Annotated in this window: 16 protein-coding genes; 7 read left to right on the plus strand and 9 right to left on the minus strand. The window is 65.3% G+C overall.

What is annotated here, in order from left to right:
- Positions 1-48: 48 nt before the first annotated feature.
- The 5 genes from ACFFJC_RS00760 to ACFFJC_RS00780 all read right to left on the minus strand — a co-directional run bounded on the left by ACFFJC_RS00760 (position 49) and on the right by ACFFJC_RS00780 (position 5548).
- Complete coding sequence (locus tag ACFFJC_RS00760; RefSeq protein ID WP_379485663.1) at positions 49-1650, minus strand: TolC family outer membrane protein; 1602 nt, start codon at positions 1648-1650, stop codon at positions 49-51.
- The gene (locus ACFFJC_RS00765) at positions 1640-2782 is read right to left on the minus strand and encodes a cell wall hydrolase (protein WP_379485664.1); all 1143 of its coding nucleotides are present in this window, start codon (positions 2780-2782) and stop codon (positions 1640-1642) included. Before ACFFJC_RS00765 ends, ACFFJC_RS00760 begins: the two co-directional genes overlap by 11 nt.
- Before the next feature lie 143 nt (positions 2783-2925).
- Positions 2926-4173 carry an outer membrane beta-barrel protein gene (locus tag ACFFJC_RS00770; RefSeq protein ID WP_379485665.1) on the minus strand — a complete coding sequence of 416 codons (1248 nt, stop codon included), beginning with the start codon at positions 4171-4173 and terminating at the stop codon, positions 2926-2928.
- A gap of 62 nt (positions 4174-4235) precedes the next feature.
- Positions 4236-4829 (minus strand): polysaccharide biosynthesis/export family protein, encoded by a 594-nt coding sequence (locus ACFFJC_RS00775; RefSeq protein ID WP_379485666.1) that lies wholly within the window; start codon positions 4827-4829, stop codon positions 4236-4238.
- A gap of 278 nt (positions 4830-5107) precedes the next feature.
- Positions 5108-5548: a hypothetical protein gene (locus ACFFJC_RS00780; protein ID WP_379485667.1), complete on the minus strand. Its 441-nt coding sequence runs from the start codon at positions 5546-5548 to the stop codon at positions 5108-5110.
- A 513-nt stretch (positions 5549-6061) separates the two neighbouring features.
- Between ACFFJC_RS00780 and ACFFJC_RS00785 the strand changes: the two genes are divergently transcribed.
- The 5 genes from ACFFJC_RS00785 (at position 6062) to ACFFJC_RS00805 (ending at position 13957) form a co-directional block, all read left to right on the plus strand.
- Positions 6062-7075 carry a polysaccharide pyruvyl transferase family protein gene (locus tag ACFFJC_RS00785; RefSeq protein ID WP_379485668.1) on the plus strand — a complete coding sequence of 338 codons (1014 nt, stop codon included), beginning with the start codon at positions 6062-6064 and terminating at the stop codon, positions 7073-7075.
- Positions 7076-7479: 404 nt separating this feature from the next.
- Positions 7480-8637: an acyltransferase family protein gene (locus ACFFJC_RS00790; protein WP_379485669.1), complete on the plus strand. Its 1158-nt coding sequence runs from the start codon at positions 7480-7482 to the stop codon at positions 8635-8637.
- Between the two features lie 92 nt (positions 8638-8729).
- Complete coding sequence (locus ACFFJC_RS00795; RefSeq protein ID WP_379485670.1) at positions 8730-11405, plus strand: family 16 glycosylhydrolase; 2676 nt, start codon at positions 8730-8732, stop codon at positions 11403-11405.
- 141 nt (positions 11406-11546) lie between these two features.
- Positions 11547-12617: an acyltransferase family protein gene (locus tag ACFFJC_RS00800; protein WP_379485671.1), complete on the plus strand. Its 1071-nt coding sequence runs from the start codon at positions 11547-11549 to the stop codon at positions 12615-12617.
- Complete coding sequence (locus ACFFJC_RS00805; RefSeq protein WP_379485672.1) at positions 12614-13957, plus strand: O-antigen ligase family protein; 1344 nt, start codon at positions 12614-12616, stop codon at positions 13955-13957. The genes ACFFJC_RS00800 and ACFFJC_RS00805 overlap by 4 nt, the downstream gene beginning before the upstream one ends.
- Here ACFFJC_RS00805 and ACFFJC_RS00810 read toward each other — a convergent pair.
- Positions 13868-15265 (minus strand): MFS transporter, encoded by a 1398-nt coding sequence (locus ACFFJC_RS00810; RefSeq protein WP_379485673.1) that lies wholly within the window; start codon positions 15263-15265, stop codon positions 13868-13870. The genes ACFFJC_RS00805 and ACFFJC_RS00810 overlap by 90 nt on opposite strands.
- A gap of 240 nt (positions 15266-15505) precedes the next feature.
- Between ACFFJC_RS00810 and ACFFJC_RS00815 the strand changes: the two genes are divergently transcribed.
- The gene (locus ACFFJC_RS00815; protein WP_379485674.1) at positions 15506-16618 is read left to right on the plus strand and encodes a glycosyltransferase family 2 protein; all 1113 of its coding nucleotides are present in this window, start codon (positions 15506-15508) and stop codon (positions 16616-16618) included.
- Positions 16606-17607: a hypothetical protein gene (locus tag ACFFJC_RS00820; protein ID WP_379485675.1), complete on the plus strand. Its 1002-nt coding sequence runs from the start codon at positions 16606-16608 to the stop codon at positions 17605-17607. Before ACFFJC_RS00815 ends, ACFFJC_RS00820 begins: the two co-directional genes overlap by 13 nt.
- A 449-nt stretch (positions 17608-18056) precedes the next feature.
- On the opposite strand, the gene ACFFJC_RS00825 is transcribed toward ACFFJC_RS00820, so the two are convergent.
- Genes ACFFJC_RS00825 through ACFFJC_RS00835 form a run of 3 tightly spaced genes read right to left on the minus strand, consistent with a single transcriptional unit; the run spans position 18057 to position 23114 of the window.
- Positions 18057-19517, minus strand: a complete 1461-nt coding sequence (locus ACFFJC_RS00825; RefSeq protein WP_379485676.1) for a lipopolysaccharide biosynthesis protein — start codon at positions 19515-19517, stop codon at positions 18057-18059.
- Between the two features lie 23 nt (positions 19518-19540).
- Positions 19541-20935 (minus strand): glycosyltransferase, encoded by a 1395-nt coding sequence (locus tag ACFFJC_RS00830; protein WP_379485677.1) that lies wholly within the window; start codon positions 20933-20935, stop codon positions 19541-19543.
- Positions 20925-23114 (minus strand): GumC family protein, encoded by a 2190-nt coding sequence (locus tag ACFFJC_RS00835; RefSeq protein ID WP_379485678.1) that lies wholly within the window; start codon positions 23112-23114, stop codon positions 20925-20927. Before ACFFJC_RS00835 ends, ACFFJC_RS00830 begins: the two co-directional genes overlap by 11 nt.
- Positions 23115-23243 lie beyond the last annotated feature (129 nt).

A 23243-nucleotide genomic window follows, 5' to 3' on the forward strand; every position in this document is an offset into this window, starting at 1 on the left:
GCGGGGGGCGAATGGTGTGCGCAGGCAGGCTGCGCCGCCTTGGAGAGGTCATGGCGTGGGACTTTCCGGCTCGGGCGAGAGGTCGTGGCCGGGCTCCTGGTCCTGCTCGCGCTGGACAGCGGGCGCGGCGAACCCGGCGTCCGCTGCCGCCGTGTCGAGCGCTTCGACCAGCGGTCCCGTAGGCAGCCCGGCCCAGGCGGTGGCGCGATACGTGTCCGGATCGTAGGCGGGCGTGTCGGCGGCGAAGCTGTCCGGCCGGAGCACGCCGATCGAGGCGACCAGCAGAGCATGTTGCACATAGAGCTGCGCTTCGGCCTGGGCCTGGGCCTGGCGCGAATTGAGGAGATCGCGCGCGATGTCGAGCACGTCCAGCGACGTGACCTGTCCGGCGAGCTGCTGTTCCCGTGCCGCGTCCAGCGCCCGCGTCGCTGCCGCGACCGCGCGCCAGTACGCCGGCAAGGCGCTGCGGGTGGCGGAGAGTTGGTCCCAATAGCTCGCCACGTTCTCCCGGACATCGCGTGAAGCCTGTTCGAGCTGCTGCGTGGCCCCTTCGGCAAGTTGCCTGGCTTCGCGGATGCGGGCTTTCAGCAGGCCGGCGGAATAGAGCGGCACATTCAGGCCGACCTGCAGCTGCGCGCTGACCTCGGAAGGGTCGTCACGCTCGATGCTCAAGGCGGAACGGGACACGCTGCCCTGCAGGCCCAGGTACGGCCGGGCGTTGCCGCGAGCCTGCGCGATGCGCGCCTTCGCTGCGGCCAGGTCGAACCGGGCGGCTGAAATGATCGGGCTCGCGCTTTCGGCCAGCGCCTGCGCATCGTCGATGGTGCGGGGCAGGGGGGGGAGCTGTGGCAAGGGCGCCAGCGGCCCAGGGTAGTGCCCGGTGAGATTGCGGAAGGTGTTGCGGCTCGCCAGCAGACTGCCTTCCGCGAGCTCAAGCTGCGCCTGCCCGCTGAAGATGCGGTTGCGCGTCTGCTGGAGATCCGTCTCGGTGGCGTAGCGTGCCTCGTATCGCCCGCTCACCTGGTCGAGCTGCTCGGTGAGTTGCGCGAGATTTTCGCGCGCGATGCCGACGAGCTTTTCGTCGCGCAGCACGGCCGCGTAAGTGATGATCACGTTGGCCAGCAAGTCCTGCTCGGCACTGCGCATGTCGGCCACGGAGGCGCCGTAGCCGGCGTCCGCAACACGCCTCTGCGCCGCGAGCCGTCCGAAGGTGAACAGCGGTTGGTCGAGCGAGAGCGAAGCCTGGGGCGTGAAGCCGTCCTGCCGCAGGACCGGAATGCCGCTCTGGCTGACGCGCCGCCAGGCGTACATATAGCTGAGGTTGCCGGTCAGCGTCGGTCCGAACTGGGCCTTGGCCTGCTGGACCCGCTCTGCCGCGGCACGGGCGGACGCGCGGCTTGCTTCCACTCCCGGATTGTGGCGGTAGGCCAGTCTGATCGCATCCGCCAAGGTCTCGCAAGGGGCGGGTGTGGCGGGCCAAGGGCTCAGTAGCACGATCGCCAGCCCCAGGAGTCTTGCGGCTGCCCCGCGCAGGCGCGTTCGCAGCCACGTGCCTGCGTGCGCAGCGATAGCGGCGGCGAGGCGCGCCGTCCGTCCCGGCTGCCTGGCGGCGCAAAGCGTGCGTGCAGCGATGGCGGCATCACAGCGCACGGGAAAGACTGCCTTGGAACGTCGCCCACTGTCTGTTCCGGTCTGACAGGCACTGCGCGTCCGCGGGGCGATTGAACCGGGTGCAGTCCCAAAGGACGATTTCCACTCCGGTTCGGCGATCTCGCACGTAGAGAAACGCGATGGTCGTGATGGCGGGAGCATCCGGAGAGCCGTAGGTCCGTGACCTACGATCCCAGCCGATCACCTTGCAGAACACCCGCTCGGCGCATCGCTCCAGGCTTTCCAGGGCCAGCGCGCCGCCATTGCCGCCCGCATCCACCAGCATGGCGTGGTCGACCGGACCGAGAAGGCGGCGATTTGCTTCGATGGCATCCGGCGCGATCGCGGGGGCTGCCGGAGCCAGGGTGAGGGTCGGGAGTCCCGCTCCTGCGCCCCTGGAATCGTGGGCATCGGAGAGGGCGGACAGCTTCGCGATGACCGGCTCGCTGCCGGCATAGCCATGCGTGAAGGCGAACTTGCGCCCCCAGCCGCCGCGCCACCGGAAGAAGAGGTGCGTCTCGACACGGGCGATCTTGTCCAGCGCAGCGCTCCAGAACGGATGGACCCAGTCGGTGTGGTAGTGCGTGGCGAGGCCGACGGATGGATCGATGCGGCCGGTCAGGAACGCGGAGGCTCGCGTGCGCGCGGCGCTCCAGGCGGAGGCCGCTGGCTTGCGAGCAAGGGATCCGTCGCAGGTGAAAGTGAACTGGCATCCGGTCGTCCGCTCGGAGCCTTGGTAGACCACGGCGCAGACGGAGTGCGGGAAGGCAGGATGGCGCAACCTGTTCAGGACCACCTGGGCGACCGCGGCTTGTCCGCTCGCGCTCTCCCCCGCTTCGTACAGCATGGCGCTGGCGAGGCAGTCCAGGGCACGGGCGAAGGCGGGATCGGACGGGGACAGATGGAACGGTGCGGGGCGTTCTGTCCCCTTGTTCGCGAACGGAATGGCGGCGTTGATCTGCTGCGGGGTGATCGCCGGCCTTTCTCCCAAAGCGTTGATGGCGGGCCCGGGCGCTGTCGGCCTCGGGACCCGACCCGGCAGGGCCTGGATAGCGGTGGCGAACGCCGGGCCCGTCGTGCTGCGAGGCGGCGACAGGGGCAGCATGATGATCGCCGTTGCGAACAGGACCATCACCACGGCGGCAGCGACCCATCGCCGCCCTGTCCGGCCCGTCAAGGGGGGCTGGAACCCCGGTTCATGCCGCCATCCGGCCCGTGCCCGCACCCGCGGAGGGACGGCGATGCCCGTGAAAGCGGGCGCCAGAGATACGGCTGTCATCGCGCTAACGTCACGCTAATGCCGCCATACACGCGCGAAAACGGCTCGAACGGCGCCGGCCCATGGACCCAGCGCCGCGCGTAATTCACGTTCGCCTCGAGAGTGAGCCAACGGTTGACGCGAAAGCGAGGCCCGCCGCCGAGTTCGAGGCGCCGCCCCGAATAGTCGCGGTCTCCATAGTCCTCGACGGTGAACTTGGCGGCAGCGAGCCACGAGATGCTGCGACGCATCTCGTACTCCAGCTCCAAACGCCCAGTCGTCAGCGTGACGGCACCCACGAAATCATAGGGGCTTGTCGTGTTGGTCTGGTCGAGGTGAGCGCGTACGGCAAGTAACCGCGACGGATAGTACTGCAGGTCGCCCGAAATGGCGATGCCGTCTATCGCGTCGAGTGCGGCGTGCTGGAATGCGTAACGGCGGTATCCCAGCCCCAGCTGGGCGTACAATAGGGGCGTAAGTTTCGAACGGAAGCCGCCCGTGATGCTCCAGTTTGTCGCATCCCGGTTCAACAGCGCGGGCGAATGGGCATAGTCGAGACAGTCGTACTGCAGAGCGGAAAAGAGCGATGTGCGTCCGCCGATATCGTAGTCAATCACGCCTTGCGCGCCGTATCGGCTCACGTTTCGGAAACTCTGGTCCGTGGCGATGCTCGAGGGCTCGGTGCCGCTCCCCACGTCTTCGAACCGTTGACGTACAAACGCGCCCCGAACCTCCATCCGAAACCGGTTGAAGCGCTTCGTCGCCATGAACGATGCGTGGGTTACGCGGCGCATGAGCGGTTCGCCGCCGACAAGGTCATTCTCGACAGTGCCTCGCTGGATGGCTTCCCGGCGGTATCCGAGCGAACCTGCAAGCGAACTGCTGCGGCTGACCTGATAGGTGTGCGAAGCGGCCAGCCGGTATTCCGTCGCGCTCTGCTCCGAATGAGCCAGGTATTCGCTTCGCCGAAGGCCGGCGTCGACCTGGTAGTCCCTCGACGCGTCCTTCCGCCTGAGCCGAATCTGCGGTTCGCCGATGAGGATGAGGTCGGACTTTTGCACGGTGGTCCGGCTGAACACATTGCTGTCCGCTTGGCCCGCAATCACTACGGACGGGAACACGTCAAAGCCGGCAAGCTCGAAGCCCGGAGCTGTGTACTCGGGAATGACCCCTCGGCCGGGTACGTCATCCGGCTCGCCCCAGTGCGCGTCGATCGTCTGGGCTGCCGAGGGCGAGCAGATGACCGTCGAGCCGACGATCCCCATCCCTGCCAGGCACGACGTTGCTTTCCCAAGACTGCCTTCGAGCGGTGAAAATAGCGCCACGGCTAGAAACGCCGTTCCAGAACACGGATAGTGTCACCCGGCTGCACAGGCGTGGTGCCGTCCAGCCGATACAGGATCTCGGCCGGAGCGTCCTTGTGGCGGATGTAGATCCGCTTTTCGTCGGCCCGGTAGGTGAAACCTTCCGCCTTCGCCACGGCGCTGAACACCGTGAGGCCATCGGCGAACGGGTATTCGCCCGGCTTATTGATTTCGCCGAGGATGTAATAGGGGCGAAAGTTCAGGATATCGATGGAGATGCTGGGATTGTCTATGTATCCGTTACCGAGAGCGGTGGCGAGCCGTGCCGCCAAGTCCGATGCGGGAAGGCCCGTGGCCGGGATGGATCCGACCAGCGGGAACGCAATCGTGCCGGCGCCATCGACGAGATACTCGCCGGTAAGCTTCTCCTCCCCATAGACCGTGATCCGCAGCTTGTCCCCGGCGCCCAGTCTGTAGTTTACCTCTGCATCGCTGAGCGTGCGTTGCGGCAGCGCATCGCTGCCGGCGCACCCGGCGACGGTGCACAGGAGTGGGAGAAAGAGACGATAAGCCACAAACTTCCGCATGATCCCCTGCTCGTTCATGATGCCGATCACGGCGCTGAGTGTGCGGGCAGTTGTGGCGCAACGGTGCTCATTTATTCAAAGGAAGACCCGTTCAATAGCGATGAAGTTCACCCTTGTTTGGTCCAAATCGAACAGGATCAGGGTTGCCATCATTGGTAGAGGCAACGTGGACGCGCCGCCCACTACTCAGGCGAACGCACGTGCCGCGTTGTGGCGAACGCAGGTGGAGGGGCGAAAAGGGAAGGCGCTGCGACGCCTTCCCTTTCCAGCACTTCAAGCATCCTTGGTCGGCAGAGTTGCTGTCGAACTCAGTTGTAGAAGTTGTAGTCGCCCAAGATGAGTTGGTTTCCGTTCATCGAGCCGACCGCCACGATGTAGTCGAGGCCCGTGGTCGTGCTGTGAATGGAATAGTAGTGGGCCTGGATGTCGCCATCGGGATAAGCGCTGCTTTTCCCATATCCTGCGAAGGTGATGCTTGAACCCACGCCGAAGCCATCGAGATAGAGGAAGTCATTGTTGCCTTCCTGGTAGAGGCCCGCGCCGTAGAAATCGTAGATGACGTCCTGAACCTGGTTGCCGAGCGAGGCGCCGGTCACCAGCGAAGCGTCCAGATCGGACAGGCGGATCACGAAGGCATCGTTTCCGCCGCCGCCGTAAAGATAATCGACGCCCTTGCCCCCGGCGAGCGCATCCTTGTCGTTCGTGCCGCCGATGTGATCGGAGCCGCCGGTACCTAAGAAGATAGGCATTGTACTTAGCCTCCTGAGTGATGCTGCGGCGAATAGGTAAAATCACTGTAAGGTGAGTTTTCTTGCTACCCCGCAGAAGTCTACAAAATTGTCGAAAGTTACTTTACCTCGACGCATCATTATATTTCTACTCGGTGTCTCAGCTCAAGAGAAACCATGTGACGGGCACGCCCTGGCGGTGTTGCAGACGTATCGAAAGTGGAGATTAAATGTGTTCGCGGTATGTTCTTTCGTCACTATTGCGGCATCGCGTCAATCCAAACGTCTGCAGACCTAAGCGGCATCAGCAGTGAGGAACATGTCACCCATGCATCGGCACACAGGTTCAAAGTGGACAAAATCCCCCTCTTGTTGCGTGATTTCTCCGGGGCACCAGCAACGCTCGAATCGTCCTGTCGCAGCGCTTGCGCGGAGCGGGGTACCGCCCTGCCTGAGAGGGCACCTGTGGTGGATCCGTGATGCTCGAACGTGCTTGGGCGACAGCAAGCCGGGCGCGGCGGCGGAGCGCCGGCCATGAGGCTTCTGCGATATGAGCCGAAGATTCCCAACTTCGGCGATGACCTCAACGCGACCTTGTGGTCGACATTGATGCCCGGCCTCTTCGCAGAGAGCCCACGTCCTACCGCTGCGGAGGAAGGGTTCGTCGGCATCGGAACCATCATCGGCATTGATCCCGGCGACTGTCGGCGTTTGCACGTGTTCTCGAGCGGCGCGGGCTACACGTCCGCGCGGCGGTGGAAGGATCGGGAGGTTCAATTCCACTGTGTGCGTGGGCCGCTCACGGCGCGCATTCTGGGGCTGGCAGACGATAGGGTGCTGACCGACGGGGCGGTGCTTTGCCCCAGGATAGGGCGATTCTCCGAGTCTCCGCGGGCACCGGCGGATACCGCCGCGGCTGTCATCCCGCACTACGAGACGATCGCCTTTCCTGGCTGGGCGGAAGCCGTGCGCCTGGCCGGGTTCAACCTCGTGGACCCCCGCGAAGCTCCCGAGGTCGTGATCTCGGCCATTCGGCGCTCGCGCCTTGTACTCACGGAATCATTGCATGGGGCGATCTTGGCAGATGCGTTCGGCATTCCCTGGCGCGGCATGGCCGTCTCGGGAAACTTCTCGACGATCAAGTGGGCGGATTGGGCCGGATCGCTGGCGTTGAAAATCGACATCGCCATCGTCCCGCCGCCCGATCCCTTGGTGCTATTTCGCTACGGGAGGCGGCCCGAGCCGTTCGGCGCATCGCTTGCGCTCGATCCTGAGCTGTCGCTCGACGAGTTTCGTCATCGGATCACCACCCAGCGCGAGACATCGCGGCTGAAGAGCCAGGCGAAACGTCTCCTCGAGGCTCTGCCTCCGGCGCGCCGCTTGCTGGGATACAACGCCGAGAGAACGGCTGCGGCGCTTGTCGATCTGGCGGCGCAGGAGCCCTTTCTCAGCGCCCAAGGCAAGCGGACCGCCCTCCAGGACGAGATGCTGTCCCGGCTCGATGGTCTCGCGCGGCAGCACGGCGCGGAACTGACCGGATTGTTATAAGGCGGGGCGAGCTGCCTCGAACGGCCCCGTCGGTAGTACGCAGGGTGGCGCAGGCGGTCACGCGGGCGGTTGGATGTGAAAGCCGCCTGACCGGAGAGTCCTCAGCAGTTCTCCCGGTTGCTGCTTAACCCTGTTCTATGGGCAAGGTGTTACACGGAGCGTGTGCATCCGAACAACGACGACATCTCGGCCAAGGGGGCAGGGCGATCATCGCCCTCCGGTCGGATCGGTGCGCCCGCGATCAGGTGGGCGGGATGGTTGGCCGGGGCGCTGGTGAGCCTCGCGCTCTGGGCGATCGTTGCCGCCTTGCTGGTCGGCTGAGACGTCCTTCCAGCTAGCTGGATTTCGGATGTACTTGCGATTGTAGCGCATCAGATGGCGGCTAGCCTGTCGATGCGGCATCCATGCCGCACGACAGGAGACAGCCGCTGACCAGAAACGTTTCCCTATTCATTGATCTGCTGCGGCTGTTCGCGGCTTTGCTTGTGCTTGTCGGGCATGCGGGCGAGGTTTATCGCCTCGACCTGCCGGACACTGTCGAGCATTCCGCAAAGGAAGGCGTGGCGATTTTTTTCGTCCTGTCTGGGTTCGTCATCGCATTCGTCACGGCGCGCAAGGAACACGACTGGCGAGCGTTCGCCCTGGCGCGATCGCTGCGGATGTACTCGGTCGTGCCGTTGGCATTGCTGGTGATGCTGGTGTGCTACTTCGTCGGCGCGGCGGTGCGCCCGGAGGTATATGGCGTCGGGCCGGGGGGCGCGAACGCGGCGAATCCCGGCGCTTTCGGATCGCCGCCCGATGCTTGGACGCTCCTGCGGTACATCACCTTCAGCAACGAGCTGTGGTTTGATCGGTCCGTCATCAGCACCGGCGCGCCGTTCTGGTCGCTTGGCTTCGAGGTCTCGTACTACGTTGGTTTTGCCGTGCTGTTCTATGCGCGAGGGGGGTGGAGATGGGCGCTTGCGCTGGCATGGCTGCTCGCGTGCGGGCCGCGCATCGCCGTGGCCTTTCCCCTCTGGCTCGTGGGCGTTGTGGCTTGGAAGGGTCTGGAAAGAGCGCCCAGGCTCCGTCCGCTCGCTGGTATCGCTTCGCTGGCCAGCATCCTTCTGCTTGCGCTGGCCTGGCGCAGGTGGGTGGCGTTCGTGGCTGTGCCGCTTTTCGAGTGGCCGGATTCGGCAGCCCTGCTTGCCAGCCTGGCGTATTACCTGGTGCTGGGAATGCTGGTGGCCCTTGCCATCGTCGTCTTCGGGGCCACCGCGCCGGTTGATCGCTCGATATGGCCGCGCGGGATGGAACGGATCATCCGTTACTGTGCAGGGGCGAGCTTCACCATCTACATCGCCCATCTTCCGGTCATGGTGCTGTTGGCAGCTCTTTGGCCCGGAACTCTCGCCCATACGGCCGCGGGTCTGGCGGCCAGCGGGCTCACCCTCGCGCTTATGTTCCCGCTCGCCGCTGCGGGGGAGAGGCGCAAGGCCAGCTATGCGCGCTGGATCGAACGCTGGGTCCCGCGTCGTGAGGCTTCCCAAGTCTGTGCGATGGAGGGGATTAAGACCGATTAACTGCACTCAGTATGCCAATATTGTGAATGAAAGACCTAATCGGCTGCCAGCAAAGGAGGGCAATGAAGCCTCCTTGTCAGGATAGTTGGTTTATGTCATTTTCGTACAAGAATGCATATGGAGTATTACTTAGCAGTTCTTCTGGAGCGGTTAAGGCGTTTATGGGTACGTCGGCGGCAGACACGTTGACAGGTACTGCGCAGGCGGATGCGATGCGCGGCTATGGGGGTGGCGATACCTACCGCGGTGGCCAGGGTGATGACACGTATGTCATCTCGCCCGAAAAGGATCGAGTGTTCGAAGCGAAGGGCGAGGGCATCGATACCATCCGCTCGTCGGTCTACCATGTCCTCGAGGCCAACGTGGAGAACCTGGTCCTCGAAGGGAGCGCGTGGCACGGTGGCGGCAACGCGCTCGACAACGTGATCCTGGGTAACGACTACGCGCAGCAGCTGAATGGTGGAGCCGGCAACGATGTCTTGGTCGGCGGCGGGGGTGCGGACCGCTTCATCGTCAGCGCCGGCAACGGCAGCGACGTCATCCAGGATTTCGCCGGCGGCACCGACACGATTCAACTCGGCGGCTACGGCGTCACCAACTTCGGCCAGATTCAGTCTGCCGCTCGGCAGGCCGGCGCCGACACCGTTCTGCACTTCGGCAACGGCGAGGATCTGATCTTGCGCGGGGTGAAGGCCACCAGCCTCGTCTCTTCCGACTTCACCTACGAGATGGACCGTTCGGGGCTGGCCCTCAACTTCGGCGACGATTTCGATGCGCTCAGCCTGTACTACAAGGGCGGGACCTGGCGGACCGAATACGGCAACGGCGGCCCTGGCACGATCGCCAGCCGCACGTTGCGCACCGAGGCCGAGGTCTACATGGATCCCGAGTGGGCCGGCACCGGCACCAAGCCGTTGGGGGTGAATCCGTTCGGGATCGACGACGGCATTCTCACCATCACGGCAGCACCGGCCACGCCCGACGTGCTGCCGTACATCGGCGATCATACCTGGACGTCAGGGTTGCTGACCACGAAGTTCACGTTCGCGCAGCAGTACGGCTTTTTCGAGATCCGTGCGGCGCTGCCAGCCGGAAATGGCTTCTGGCCCGCCTTCTGGCTGCTGCCGACAGACAACAGCTGGCCGCCGGAGCTCGACGTGTTCGAGATGCTGGGGAAGGATCCCAACGTCCTGTACATGACGACCCATGGCAACAGCAAACCCGGCACGACCATGGAAGCGCAGGATCGCGCCGTGCTCGATACCACGCAGTTCCACACGTACGGCGTGGACTGGAACGGTGAGCGCATCATCTTCTACATCGACGGCGTGGAGGTCGCACATCAAGCGACGCCGGCTGCGATGAACAAGGAGATGTACATGCTCGTCAACCTCGCCGTCGGGGGCGATGCGAGTTGGTCGGGTCCCGCCGACGCCACCACCGGCATCGGCGAGATGAAGGTCGACTACGTTCGCGCGTACCGGACCGCTGACACCGTGTCGTCGACAATCAACGGCACGCACATCACCTATGACGCGAATGATAGCCCACCGACGCAGATCCCCACGCCGGGCGACGGGGTGACGCCGCCCGCGGAACCGGCCGAGCCGACGCCGTCGCAGCCCACGGAAGAGCAGGGAGGCGGCACCGTGACCGGCAAGACCTACGCGGGCACCGCCGGAGACGACGCATTCCGTGTCGGCTCTCGGCTGGACAAGATCGTCGAGACGGCGACGGGCGGCACCGATCGCGTGCAGGCGAGCGACAGCTATGTCCTGCCGGACCATGTGGAGAACCTCAGCCTGTCCACGGACAAGGCCTTGGAAGGCACGGGCAACGCTCTCGACAACCGGCTGATCGGCAACAGCGCCGCGAACCTGCTCAAGGGCCTGGGCGGCAACGACTACCTGGACGGCGCGGGCGGGGCGGACACCTTGGCGGGCGGCGCCGGGGACGACATGTACCGCGTCGGCACAGCCTCGGCGGACATCGTCGAACACGCCGGCGAGGGCGCTGACATCGTGGCCAGCTCGGTGAGCTACACGCTGTCCGACAACGTCGAGAACATGCGGCTCGAGGGCACCGGCAACCTGAACGGCACCGGCAACCTGGAGGACAACCGCATCATCGGCAATGATGGCGTCAACGTCCTCACCGGACTGTGCGGCAACGACTATCTCGATGGCGGCCTCGGCAACGACATGCTCGTGGGCGGCAAGGGTGACGACATCTACGTCGTCGGGCAGAGCGGCGACCGCGCGATCGAGCAGGCCAACGAGGGCAACGACACCGCGGTGTCTTCCGTGGCTTACACGCTCCCCGCCAACGTCGAGACCCTGCGTCTCGCCGGAACCGCGGGCATCGACGGGGCCGGCAACGCGCTCGCGAACAAGATCTTCGGCAACGGCGGCGCCAACACGCTGTTCGGGTGGGCCGGCATCGACGTGCTCGATGGCGGCCTTGGCAACGACGTTCTCAATGGCGGAAGCGGGGACGACGTGATGACGGGCGGGGCCGGCTCCGACACGTTCGTCTTCGCCGCGGGCTACGGCAAGGACGCGGTGACCGACTTCCAGCATGGCGTCGACAAGCTTGTGCTGGTGGAGGCGGAGGCGAGCGCCTTCGCCATCGCCCATGGTGCCGGCGCGACCGTCGTGACCATCGGCGCTGAATCGATCACTTTGACCGGTGACCCGCACTTCGGCCTGTCCGACATCACGTTTATGAGCGCTGCTGACTACGGCAGCACTCTTGGCCTGATGGCCTGAGACCAGCGCTTCAGGAGCGATTCCGGAGCGACTTGATCCGAAACGAAGCAGTCTTTCCGGTGGTGCGGTCGACCCATCAATCCGGGGCATGTATCGAAGCCGGGGTACAATCCAGTACCTCGGCTTCGAGGCGTTCGGCGCATGCTGCTCAACATACAGGTCTTGCGTGCGACGGCAGCATTGCTCGTCGTCGTCGTCCATCTTGAGGCACTCGGTCGTCCTCTCGGTCTGCAGAGCGAGATATTCGATCTTTTCGCAGTCGGCGTCGATCTGTTCTTCGTCATCAGCGGGTTCATCATGGTGCATGCCACGCGCCGTCACCCGCTTTCCCCGGGCCGGTTCCTGCTGAACCGGCTGCTGCGCATCGCCCCCCTCTACTGGCTGCTCACGCTGGGCGTCTTTGCGCTGGCACTTGCATCGCCGGGCCTGCTAGGGACGACGGCGGCAAGCTGGCCCGACTTTCTGCGGTCGCTGGCCTTCGTTCCCTACCAGCGCATGGACGGCACGATGCGTCCCATGCTCTTCGTGGGCTGGTCGCTGAACCTCGAAATGGCGTTCTATGCCCTCTTTGCGGCAACGCTGACTCTCAAGGACCGCAACCGCGGTGTCCTCGCAGGAGTCCTGATGCTGGCAGGCGTGGTCGGGCTTGGTGCCGTCATGGGAACGGCGCTACCGGCCGAGCTGCGCTTCCTCAGCCAGCCGCTGCTCCTGGAGTTCGCCGGTGGCATGGCGATCGGCTGGCTCTATCCACACCTGCCTGCCTCGGCAGCAATGGCGCGAGGGGCGGCGATCGTCGGCATCATCGCCCTATCGATCCTCGTCCTCGTGGCACGATGGCCCCTGCCGGGAGGGTGGCCAGTCTCGCTGCCGCCCGCTTGCCTCGCCGTGCTAGCCGCGCTCGTGGCGGAAAAAGGAGGGCTGCGCATGCACTGGCAGCCAGCGTTGGTCCTTGGAAATGCGAGCTATGCCCTCTACCTGACGCATCCCTTCGTCACGCAGGCCTGGGCGATCGCCTCGATCCGATCGGGGCTGCTCTCCCCCGCCACCGCACCCGCGTTGATCGTTGCCGCGATCGCCTGTGCCATCGCTGTGGGCCTCCTGGTTCACCTTGCCGTGGAGCGGCCGCTCGAACGCTTGACGCGGCAGATACCAGCGACGCCCATGTGGCAGGCTCGGCTCCGAAACACGCCCGCGGCGGAGCATGCACGGTGAAGCCCCGTCCAGCCGCGCGCCCGCTGCCGCAGAGTCAGCTGACGGCGGCTCTCTCGAACCGCAGCGTACAGGACGGTGCCTTCGCCGCCTCGATCGTGGCTTGCCGCCTCCCCGCCAACCTGGGCATGCCGGGCGCGCTCGGCTGCTTGCTGCTGACGGGACTCTACGTCCTGGTCCGCCGCGGCCAGGCCCGCGACGCTCTGGCGCGCGGCTGGTCGCAGCTTGCATACCCGGCCTTCGCACTGCTTTCGGTGGCCTGGACGATCTACCCGGCCGTGACCTTGCGAGCCGCCGTGCAGATGATTCTCACGGCCTTCGCCGGGCTGGTACTTTCGCAAGCCGCGCGACCGCGAGCGGTCCTGACCGGGCTCTTCGTCGCCTATGCGACCTACACGCTGGCGTCGCTGCTGGCCGACAACGTTCACCCGGATGGCCACTCCGGAGCCCTCGCGCTCTACGGGATGGGGGGAGAGGCGAAGAACTTCTTCGCAGACACGGCCGGAACCGCGTTCCTGCTGGCCGTGGCGACGATGGCGATGGGCCTGGAGCGGCGCGCGATCCTGGCAGCGCTCTCCAGCGCCGGGGTCGCGGTCGCCTGTGCGATCGCAACGGTCAGGGCTCATTCCGCCGGGGCGGTGGCAGCGCTGGGGCTGGCGGGCGGGCTGCTCGTGGCGCTGCTGGTGCTCCGGCATCGATCCCCCACGCTCAAGCTGGTCGCGGTCCTGGCGGTGCTCGGACTGCTGGTGCTCGGGGCCGTGTCTTTCCAAACCCTGCTCACTTCGATCCAGGAACTCTCCGGAAAGGACGCTGGCCTCACCGGTCGAGGATACCTTTGGTATCGCGCGGACTTCATCATCGCGGAACGACCATGGCTGGGAACCGGATACTTCGGCTTCTGGACTCCGGGCAACCCGGACGCGATTGGCTTCTGGCGTCACTTCAACGTGCGTCAGGAGGCGACCGGCTATTCCTTCCACAACAGCTACATACAGACCCTGGTCGAGACCGGCTGGATCGGTCTCTCGATCATGGTGGCGTGCTGGATCGGGGGAACCCTGGCGCTCATGCGCAGGTTCGTCCTGACGCCGTCGCTCGCAACCTGCTTCTGGTTGAGCTACCTCGCGCTGCAGTTCAGCAAGTCGCCCGTCGAGCCTATCCGGCCCGCCGGGCTCATCGCACCCACCATCATGCTTTTTGCGGCGCTCGGGTTCGGCTGCTTTCCCGTTGCGCGGCGCATCCGCTCGCCCGTCTCAGGCCGAGGCGTTCCTGAGCCGCGCTTCGTCCTCCCGGTCGATGGCCAGCAGGGATACGCCTTTGCTCTCCCTGAGCATCACCGCTGAGGCAAAGCTGATGGCACCGGCCACGAGCACGTATACCGCGATGGGCTTCCAATCGCCGTATTCGCGCAGAAGCGTGGTGCCGATAAGCGGTGCCCAGGAACCGGCGAAGATGGCGGTGACCTGGTAGCCGAGCGATACGCCCGAGTAGCGCATCCGGGTCGGGAACATTTCCGCCATGATCGCCGGCTGTGGCGCGTACATGAGCGCGTGTACGAACATGCCGATGAAGATGCCGCCCAGGACCACGCCCGTGTGCGCGCTGTCGAACATCGGAAACGCCACGAACGGCCAGGCCATCGTCAGCAGGGCTCCCAGCATATAGACGGGCTTGCGACCGATCTTGTCGGCGGCCGCCCCGAACAGGGGGATGAGGACCACGTGGAGGATGTGCGCGCAGAACAGCAGCGCGAGAATTCGGGTCGTGTCCACGCCGATGTGCGCGAGGTAGGTGATCGAGAACGTGACCACCATGTAGTAGAGGATGTTCTCTCCCACGCGCAGCCCCATTGCCGTGAATACGCCCCGAGGGTAGCGCCGGAACACTTCGATCAGCCCGTATCCCTGGTCGGCGCGCTCTTCCGCCTCCGCCTTCGCGGCCTCGAAGATCGGCGAATCTGCGACCTGGGTGCGGATGTAATAGCCGATGCCGACGATTGCGGCGGAGAGCCAGAAGCCGATGCGCCATCCCCAGGACAGGAATTGCGCGTCCGACAAGACTGCGGAAAGAACCAGAAGCACGACGGTCGCAAGCAGGTTGCCAAGGGGAACTCCGGCTTGCGGAAAGCTCCCCCAGAAGGCGCGGCTCCGCTTGGGGCTGTGTTCCGCAACCAGCAGCACCGCGCCGCCCCATTCACCTCCCAACGCAAAGCCCTGGATGAACCGTAGCGCCACCAGGAGACCGGGCGCCCAGTACCCGATCGCGCCGAAAGTGGGGAGGCAGCCCATGAGGAAGGTGGAGCAACCTATCAGCACCAGGCTGAATTGAAGCAGCGACTTGCGCCCCAGGCGGTCGCCGATGTGGCCGAATACGACACCGCCCAGAGGACGCGCGATGAAGCCGACCGCATACGTCGCGAAGGCGGCGATGATCCCGTCCAGCTCGTCGCCGGTTTCGGGGAAGAAGAGCTTGCCGAAGATCAGCGTCGCGGCGGTCCCGTAGAGGAAGAACTCGTACCACTCGACCACCGTGCCCGCCATGGAGGCGCCGACCACCTTGCGTAAGTAGGGCAGGTCCGCCGCGTCTTCGTGCTTCATCGCTTCCACATCCAGTTCCCTCGCTCGTGCCCGTTGCGCCGTGTCGGAGAGCACGGTCGCTCGGTCATCGCGGCCACCTGTCGCAGCGGATGCAGAGGAACTCAAGGCTTCAGAAGGATAGGCCAAGAGGACCGATCGGGGCCTTCCTGTCGAGGTAGATGGGGCGGGTCCGGTCGCGGCTGAGCGCAACTGCCTCGAAAACGGACGTCGTTGCAGTGCGCAGCTCACTTGACCCGGGTTAGCATCGCGACGTTGCGCAAAGCTTGGCGCGTTTCGCGATCCTGTCGAGGCTGCATGTCCCTACCGCTTGTATCGATCCTGATGGTGGCGCGAAATGCAGACGCATTCATCGATGAGGCGATCCGGTCGGCGCGTGCGCAAACCGTCAGCGACTTCGAACTGATTGTCGTCGACGATGGCTCCGGCGACGCCACCCGGGACATCGTCCGTCGCCATGTTTCGGAGGACGATCGGGTTCACCTCCGCCCGGGGCCGCAAAGGGGGCTCAGCGCTGTCCGGAATGCCAGTCTTCAGGCAGCCCGCGGCCGATACGCTCTCATATTGGACAGCGATGACATCCTGCACCCGCGTCACGTGGAAGGATTGCTCCACGGCCAGAAGAGGCACGGGGCGGAGGTCTGCGCCACCAACATGGTCGAATTCGCGCAGCGTGATCGGCGTGTGCGAACGCGGATCTTCGCCGATGCCCCACCCTGGATCAGCGAGCGCCCGGTCACCGCAAGGGAATTCATCCGCAGAGGCGACATTGGGCAGGATATCTCCCTTGGCTATCTGAAGCCTCTGCTCGATCTCGGGTTTCTGGCAAGGCAAGGCATCCGTTACGATGAACGCCTTCGCATCGGGGAGGATTTCGACCTGGCCTTGCGCGTCATGATGGCCGGAGGATCGTATGCCTATCTTCCGCAGCCGACGTACTTCTACCGCCGCCATCCGAACTCGACGTCACACCGGCTCACGCGCGACGACCTCGAAGGGCTCATCGAGGCAACCGATCGCTACCGCGTGCTGACGGGCGAAGCAGGGCTGCGGGCCCTGTTGGAAGATCGGCGCTACAATCTTCAGGGCGCCCTCCTTCAGTTGGAGGCGCTGTCGGCGATCAAGGCAGGGCGACTGCTGGACGCGTTGCAACTCGTGGCTGGGCACCCGGGCGCTCGCAAGCTGACGGCGCGTGCGCTGTCAGAGGCGTTCGTCAAGAGGCTTCCTTCCCCGTCCGCCGTCCGCGACGGAAGCAGGTTGGCCGAACACGAGAGTGTTACCGATCACCTGAATGCCTTGGTAGACGGCTTGGCCGATCCTCCGAGATCCCAGCGCCTTTCTCGAGGGCATGCCGATCCCCCGGGCGGCGACGCTGCCGTGACCATCTCGAGGACGCGATGCGCCCGCTGATCTTTCTCTTCCCGGATCATTCGATGACAGCCGGAGGCAATTCGGCGCAAGCCCGCTTCGCGCGCGCGTGCAGCCGCTTCGCCCCCACGTCGCTCGCGTACTACGGTGAGAGAGCAGCCGGCCAGTTGCACCTGTCCGACGTCCTGGAGCGCGGGGCCGAGACGGTCTCGCCGGCCGACTCGCCCATTTTCGTGATCCACTGGGGCCCTGACGTCGCGATGCTTCTTCAGGCGCTCAACGGAAGGGACGTCGTCTACTTCGCCCACAGCACAGGTTGGAAGATCACGCTACCGCCCGAAGTGCCGATCCTGTGTGTCAGCCGACATACACTGGGATTCTGGGGGCGGCATGCGCCGAATTCGTACATCGCATATACGCCCAACATCGTGGAGACGGCGCCTGCCGAGCAGCCGCAGCGCCGAGACGTCGATGTGCTCGTGCAGCGGCGCAAGTCGTCAGGGTACCTGCTCGATGAACTGGTTCCGGCGCTTGAGCAGCGCTGTCGCGTCACCGTCCTGGACGGGTGGGTGGATGATCTGTCGCTCTGGTTCCGGCGCGCGAAGGTCTACCTCTACGACTCCATCGAGCACTGGATCGACGTGGGTGCGACCGAAGGCTTCGGTTTGCCACCTCTTGAAGCGCTCGCCCACGGCTGCACGGTCTTCTCCAGCGTGAACGATGCCCTTGCTGACTACCTGGACCCCGGATTCAACTGCCGAAAGATCCGCGTCCATTCGCGGGAGTGGGACGTGGAGGCAGTGCTCAGGGCTGTCGCCGAAGGATCACCGGAAGCTCCGCAACCGGAGTGGTTCCAGCGCTATTCTGATGACAACGTCGCAACACGGCTCGAGAGCATTTTCGCCGATCTCCACCAGTTCTTCGCGGAGACCCGTGGGCGCGCTTCCGACATCGCCGACCTCTGGCTTCTCCGCCGACCGACGCCCCTCCAAAGGGCCAAGCGGGCTATCAAAGTGTTGGCGGGCCCGTGAAGCCGCGGAAGTCCGTATCGCCCTGACCGGCGGCGTGCATATCGGCGCGCACGATGCGGTTTCGTCGCTGAACGGCTGGAAGGCCCCGGAGTCTATGTGACTTGGAGATTTGGCTTCGGAAAAGCCAAGATGCTACACAGTCTCGTTCCTGGAGACGCGTGAGACATAGGACTGGTCCATACGACGAGGTGTTACAACGCTGGCGCGGCCTTCTCCCCAGTTTGTCCCCGGAGGCGCTGCACCTCGGAGGAAGCGCATGTGTCGTCGAGGAGCCGCATCGAGGGGGCATGAGCGTATCGTTGTTCAACCCGCAGCATGGCGTCGGCGGCACCATGGTATTCGCCTCGGGAGGCTGATGACCTAGGCAAGGCGGGACGCTGCTGGGGCAGGGGATGGCCGCTGCGCCCGAGCAATGCCCGCTCTAAGACTGGGCGCCGAGCGGATTTTTCTCAGCGCTCAGGAGAGGCTCTCGCCACAGGTGCGGAAGCGGTCCTGCGCCAAGGTAGCAGAGCACAGACCTGGCGGATGAGGTCGGGATCCTGCCAGAGGTAAGCGCAGAGATAGCTCAACACGCCGATCGGCAGCCAGATGCCGACCACGAGGATGGATGGCAGGTGCGGCTCGGTCGCAAACACGCCGGCCAGGACGATGGCAGCCATCGACAACCCACTTGTCAAAGCCGGGCGCAAGCTTGCGAGCACCTCGCGTGCGCCAATGCCCGCGTGTCTCTTCAGCAGGTGCAGTCCATAGGGAAGGATCAGGTAGCCCCTGGCAACGCCGGTCATCAGCATGGCCTGCCACCCCCACGGGGCTGCGGCGACAGCGGCGAGCAGGCCCAGGGCAATCTGCGCCGTGGTCCAGGAAAGCACCCTTCGGGACGCACCGCAGGCCGTGATCGTCGCTACCATCAGGTTGTTCATTTGCGACGCGACCACCGCACAGCCGAAGATGCGCACTGCGTCGGCAACGGCCTCCCAGCCGCGCCCCAGCACCAGTTGCACGATCGGACCGGCGAGCGCCAGGGTGCCGAGGAAGGCGGGGAACATGACAAAGGCCGAAAGGCGGCTGAGGCGCTGGAATGTGTCGCGGAGCACCGCGAGATCATCGGCGCTGCGGGCCAGAACGGGCACCGCGATCTGCTGGAAAGGCATGTAGGTGACCTGGTTCAGCACCTCCACGATGCGCGAGCCGGCACGGATGAAGGCGACCGGCAGGGGGCCCAGCAGCCCGCCGGAGATGATCTCGGCGCTTCGTATGTTGATCTGGTTCAGCGTTCCGGCGACCCCGATCCACGAACCGAAGCGCAGCATCTGCGCGGCGGCAACGCGATCGAATTGGCACCGCGGAATCCAGCGCAGGCAAGCCCAGCCGCTGGCGGCGAGAATAAGCGCGGTGGCGATCCGCTGACCGACCAGTGCCCACGCGCCGTACCCCCCCAAGGCAAGCGGTATGCCGACGGCGGTACCGGCGAGCGCGGCAGCGAGATTGCGCCCTGCGATGGCCCTGAACGTCAGGCTCCGTGCCATTCTGGCGGTATGGATGGCCCCGAGCGGGGTAATCACGAAGATGCCGGCAAGGACCATGATGAGCGGCGTCAGCTCCTGGTGGTCGAACAACCCCGCGATGGTGGGCGCGAGCGCCACGGTAAGGGCGCAGAAAACCACGCCGGAGCCCAGGTTTAACCAGAATGCAGTGTCGGCATCCTTCTCCGTCAGGCTGGGCCGCTGGACCACCGCTTCGCTGATCCCGGCATTGCTGGCCGCCTGCAGCAGGTCGACCACGAGCGCGGCCAAGGCGACGAGGCCGAATGCAGAGGCGCCGAGCAAGCGCGCCAGGATCGCGAAGGTAAGGAAAGACAGCGCCTGGGTGCCAAGGCTCGACAGGGTCGACCAAGCGAGCGGCACCGCCACCCCCACGCGCGGCGCTGTCAAGCTCAAGGGGCTACCCGACAGGTTGCGGCGCCATCATGGGGTCGTTCGGAAAGCCATGCGACGAATTGCGCGTGACACACCTCTGGAGAGAAATGTTCGCGCGCCGCACGCAAGGCGGCAATCCCGAGTTCATTTCGGCGCTCTGGCTCATCGAGGCTGAGGATGGCGTCCGCGAACAGGGCCGGGTCATCGGCGCAGAGTACGGCCTGGGCGCATTGCGCTTCCACACCCTGCAACGTCACGCTTGTGGCAACGACGGGCTTGCCGTGCGCCAGAGCCTCGACCAGCTTGATCTTCAACCCTGAGCCGAAAGTGAGCGGCGAGACGACGACGCCCGCGCGCGTGTAGAAGGGGGAGAGGTCGTCGACCAGGCCGTGGAAGGCAACGCCCGCGGGCACGGAGCCCGTGAAGCCCGCCGCCACCGATCCGACCACGTCGAGCCTGCAGCCCGATGTCCTTGCCTGGAGCCGAGGCCAGACCGCTTCGAACAGCCATTTCAGGCCGACCACGTTGGGGGCGGTGTTGCTCCCTACGAAGAGAAGCCGGCGGCTCTCACCCGGCTGCGGTTCCCTCACGGGCGCGACCGCCATCGGCGCCAGGATGGGCCGCGTACCGGGGACGTGGTCCGCCACGAAGTGCGCTTCGTCAGCCTGGATCGCGATCACCGCCTCTGCGCGGGACAGCAGCGCGATCTCCGAGCTACGATCGAGCTGGACCACGGAATCCCGCCCGTTCGCACCGGCACTGCGGCTGTGGAACAGGTCGTGCATGATGATGGCGGTTCGCCGGCCCGGCAGGCTGTCGAATGCCTCTGCCTGGAAGGCGTAGTCCGCGATGACGATGCCTGCCTCCGGCATGGCTCTGCTGCACACGAACTCATGATCGTCTGCGGTCCAGGCCGAAGCGATGGCATAGGGTCGCGGCCTGTCGGCAAGCCAGCGCCATTCCAGTCCCAGGCGAGCTATTGCTCGCACCGCCAGGCCGCGAAGCGCATCTGTGCAGACACCCGGATCCTTCGTCACGACCCATGACCCGAGGCGCGCTACACCTCGAATTCGATGCGTTTCGAAGGCCTTCATCTCCGGGCGCAGGCGCATTACAGGCCAACGGCCCATGAGATCCGGAGAGGGTTGGATCAGGTGCGGCGTGAATCCGGCGCGCCGCACAGCAGCGGCCAGGTCCAGCAGGTATGCGCTGCTGCCATTCGTGCGGCCGATGATCCGCTGGCGGCTGACAAACAGGACGTGGCCTTGTGTGGCGGGCTTTGCAGCCTCGCTTGCACTCGCCGGAGCAGAGGCTGCCCTGCGGCCTGCCGGCCCGATCATCCTGGCGAGCGCGAGAAACGGCATTGCGATGCCGTGGCGAAGATCGTTCGCCCGCGCGGCCTCAATCGACATAGTAGCCTTTGAACTTCTTGTAGTAGCCGAAAGCATCGGTGAGACCGGCGCTCGCGTATTCCCGGATGTTGACGCGCGTCAGGGCGACACCACCGATCTTGCAGCCATTCTGGACCAGCAGATCGATCGCGGTGCGCATGGCCTTCATCGGAGTTCGGCGCCAATGGGCGACCACCAGGGTCGTGTCCGCCAGTCGAGCCAGAATGCGTGCTTCGGCGATCCCAAGCACCGGCGGGCAGTCGAGGATGACGACATCGAAGCGCTGCTTCAAGGCGGTGAGCAGGGCGCACAGGGAGTCCTCCGTGATAGTGGCGGAGGGGCAGGAGGGGGGCGTGGTTGGAAGAACCTGCAGCGCGGTGTGCGGGTCCTTCACCAAGGCTTGGTCGAGCCGAAGTGTGCCGTCCAGGACCGACGGCAGTCCTTCGCGCGCTTCACCTGCAAGAAACGCATTGCTCGCCGATCGGTGGCGCGTGTCGCCGTCGACGAGCACCACCCTGCATCGGCCGGTCGCCAGCGAACGGGCCAGACACATGGAGGTCGTGGACTTGCCTTCGCGCGGCAGGGGCGAGGTTATCGCGACGACGCGCGGCCGATCGAGGGCGGACAGCCCGAGATAGGTCGCGAGATTGCGAAAGCTCTCGGTGAACAGGGACATGGGGCGCGCCACGACGTAGTCCTGCGGCGCCATCGACCCCGCGATCGTGCGTGCTCGGCTTGCGGAACTCAGCGTCGGGATGGCCCCGGCGTAGACGGCTTGCAGGCCTCCTTCCACGTCGGCGCGAGTGGCGATCGTGCTGTCGGTGTATTCGGCTATCCCCGCCGCCAGCCCGCCGACCAGGATGGCCAGGGCGATGCTGGCGGCCGCAGCGGCCATGTAGCGCGGCGAGGACGGCGCGGTCGGCACCCGTGCGAGGGATGCGATGGCGGCATCGGCATTGGGAAGTTCCCCCGCCTGCGCTGTCTCCTTCGCGCGCGTGAGATAGGCGTTGTAGATCGCCCTGCTGGCCTCTGCCCGGCGCTCCAGTTCAAGCCGCCCCACTTGCGCGGAGCTGTTCTGCACCAGCGAGCCCTTTGCACGCCCGCGGCTTGCCAGCAGCGACGCCAATCGCGATTCCGCCACCTGGACGTCGGCACGCAGGCCGGAGACTATGCGCGACAGTTCCGCTCCGAGTTGCACGCGGATGTCCGCCAGCTCGTCGCGCGCCTGGATCACATCCGGGTGGCGGCTGCCGTAGCGGGCATCGCGTTGCGCCAGGCTGGCGCTGGCCTGTGCTTCCTGCTGGCGCAGCTGTCGCACCGTTTCCGATGCCAGGGCAGCGCTGATGTCGGCGCCTCCGCCGCCGCGGGCGATCTGCGCCTGGGCAGCGTTCAATTTGCCGCGCTGCTCGGCGACCTGGGCCTGTGCGTCGGCGATCTGGCGGTTCAGTTCGGAGACCTCCTGCTCCGCCATGGTGGCCCCTTCGGCGCTCATCAGGTTGTGGCGGATCATGTAGCGCTGCAGGGCTGCGTCGTCTGCCACCGCCTGCCTGCGCAGCATCGCCGCCTGGCTTTCCACGTAGCGGGCGGCTTGTGCGTTGCGGGTCTGCTTCTTGGCCCCGTCGAGAGCGATGTAGCGGCGGGCCAGGGAATTGGCGATGCGCGCGGCGAGCTCGGCATCGGCGGAGGAAACGGAAATTTCGACCAGGTAGGTCACGCCCACGCGCCGCACCGAAGTGCGGGCGAGCAGGGCCCCTGCGGCGCGGCGCTCCGCGGCGGAGGCCGATGCGCTGCCGAGGCTTTTCGCGCCCACGGCCCCGGGGGCGTCGGGACTGCCACCGAACTCGGCCGAGCGGTCGAGACGAAGACTGCGGACCACGTCGAGGACGAGGTTGGGAGAGCGGATGATCTGTACGGCCGTATCGATGAGGTTGTCGTCCGCCGGGGCAACGAAGCCGCGGTCGTTCACCTTGACCGGTTCGGCTTGGCGGGGCTCCAGCAGGAGGGCGCTGGTCGCCGTGTAAGTGCGTGGAAGCATGGCGAGCGTGGCAAGCGCGGCCGTCAGCGTCGCCACGAAGGCAAGCGTGAACACCCACCGCCGCCGCCACAGAGCTGCAGTCAATTCCAGCGGGTCTGGAAGTAACCTCCGCGACGATGTGACCGAAATCTCGTCAGCCTGCGTCTCGTGCGTCCTGTTGCTCAAGTCATTGCTCCGAAAAGGATGAGATCAGCTTTGCGAGAGTTCAAACAAGATGCGTAAAGAACGCAGCAATAAACTTGCGCATGACCATTTAGGTATACTGCCCAAGCCGCGACGCGGAGCAAATCAGAG

Origin of the sequence: Novosphingobium soli (assembly GCF_042432915.1) — a bacterium.
Taxonomy (GTDB): domain Bacteria; phylum Pseudomonadota; class Alphaproteobacteria; order Sphingomonadales; family Sphingomonadaceae; genus Novosphingobium; species Novosphingobium soli.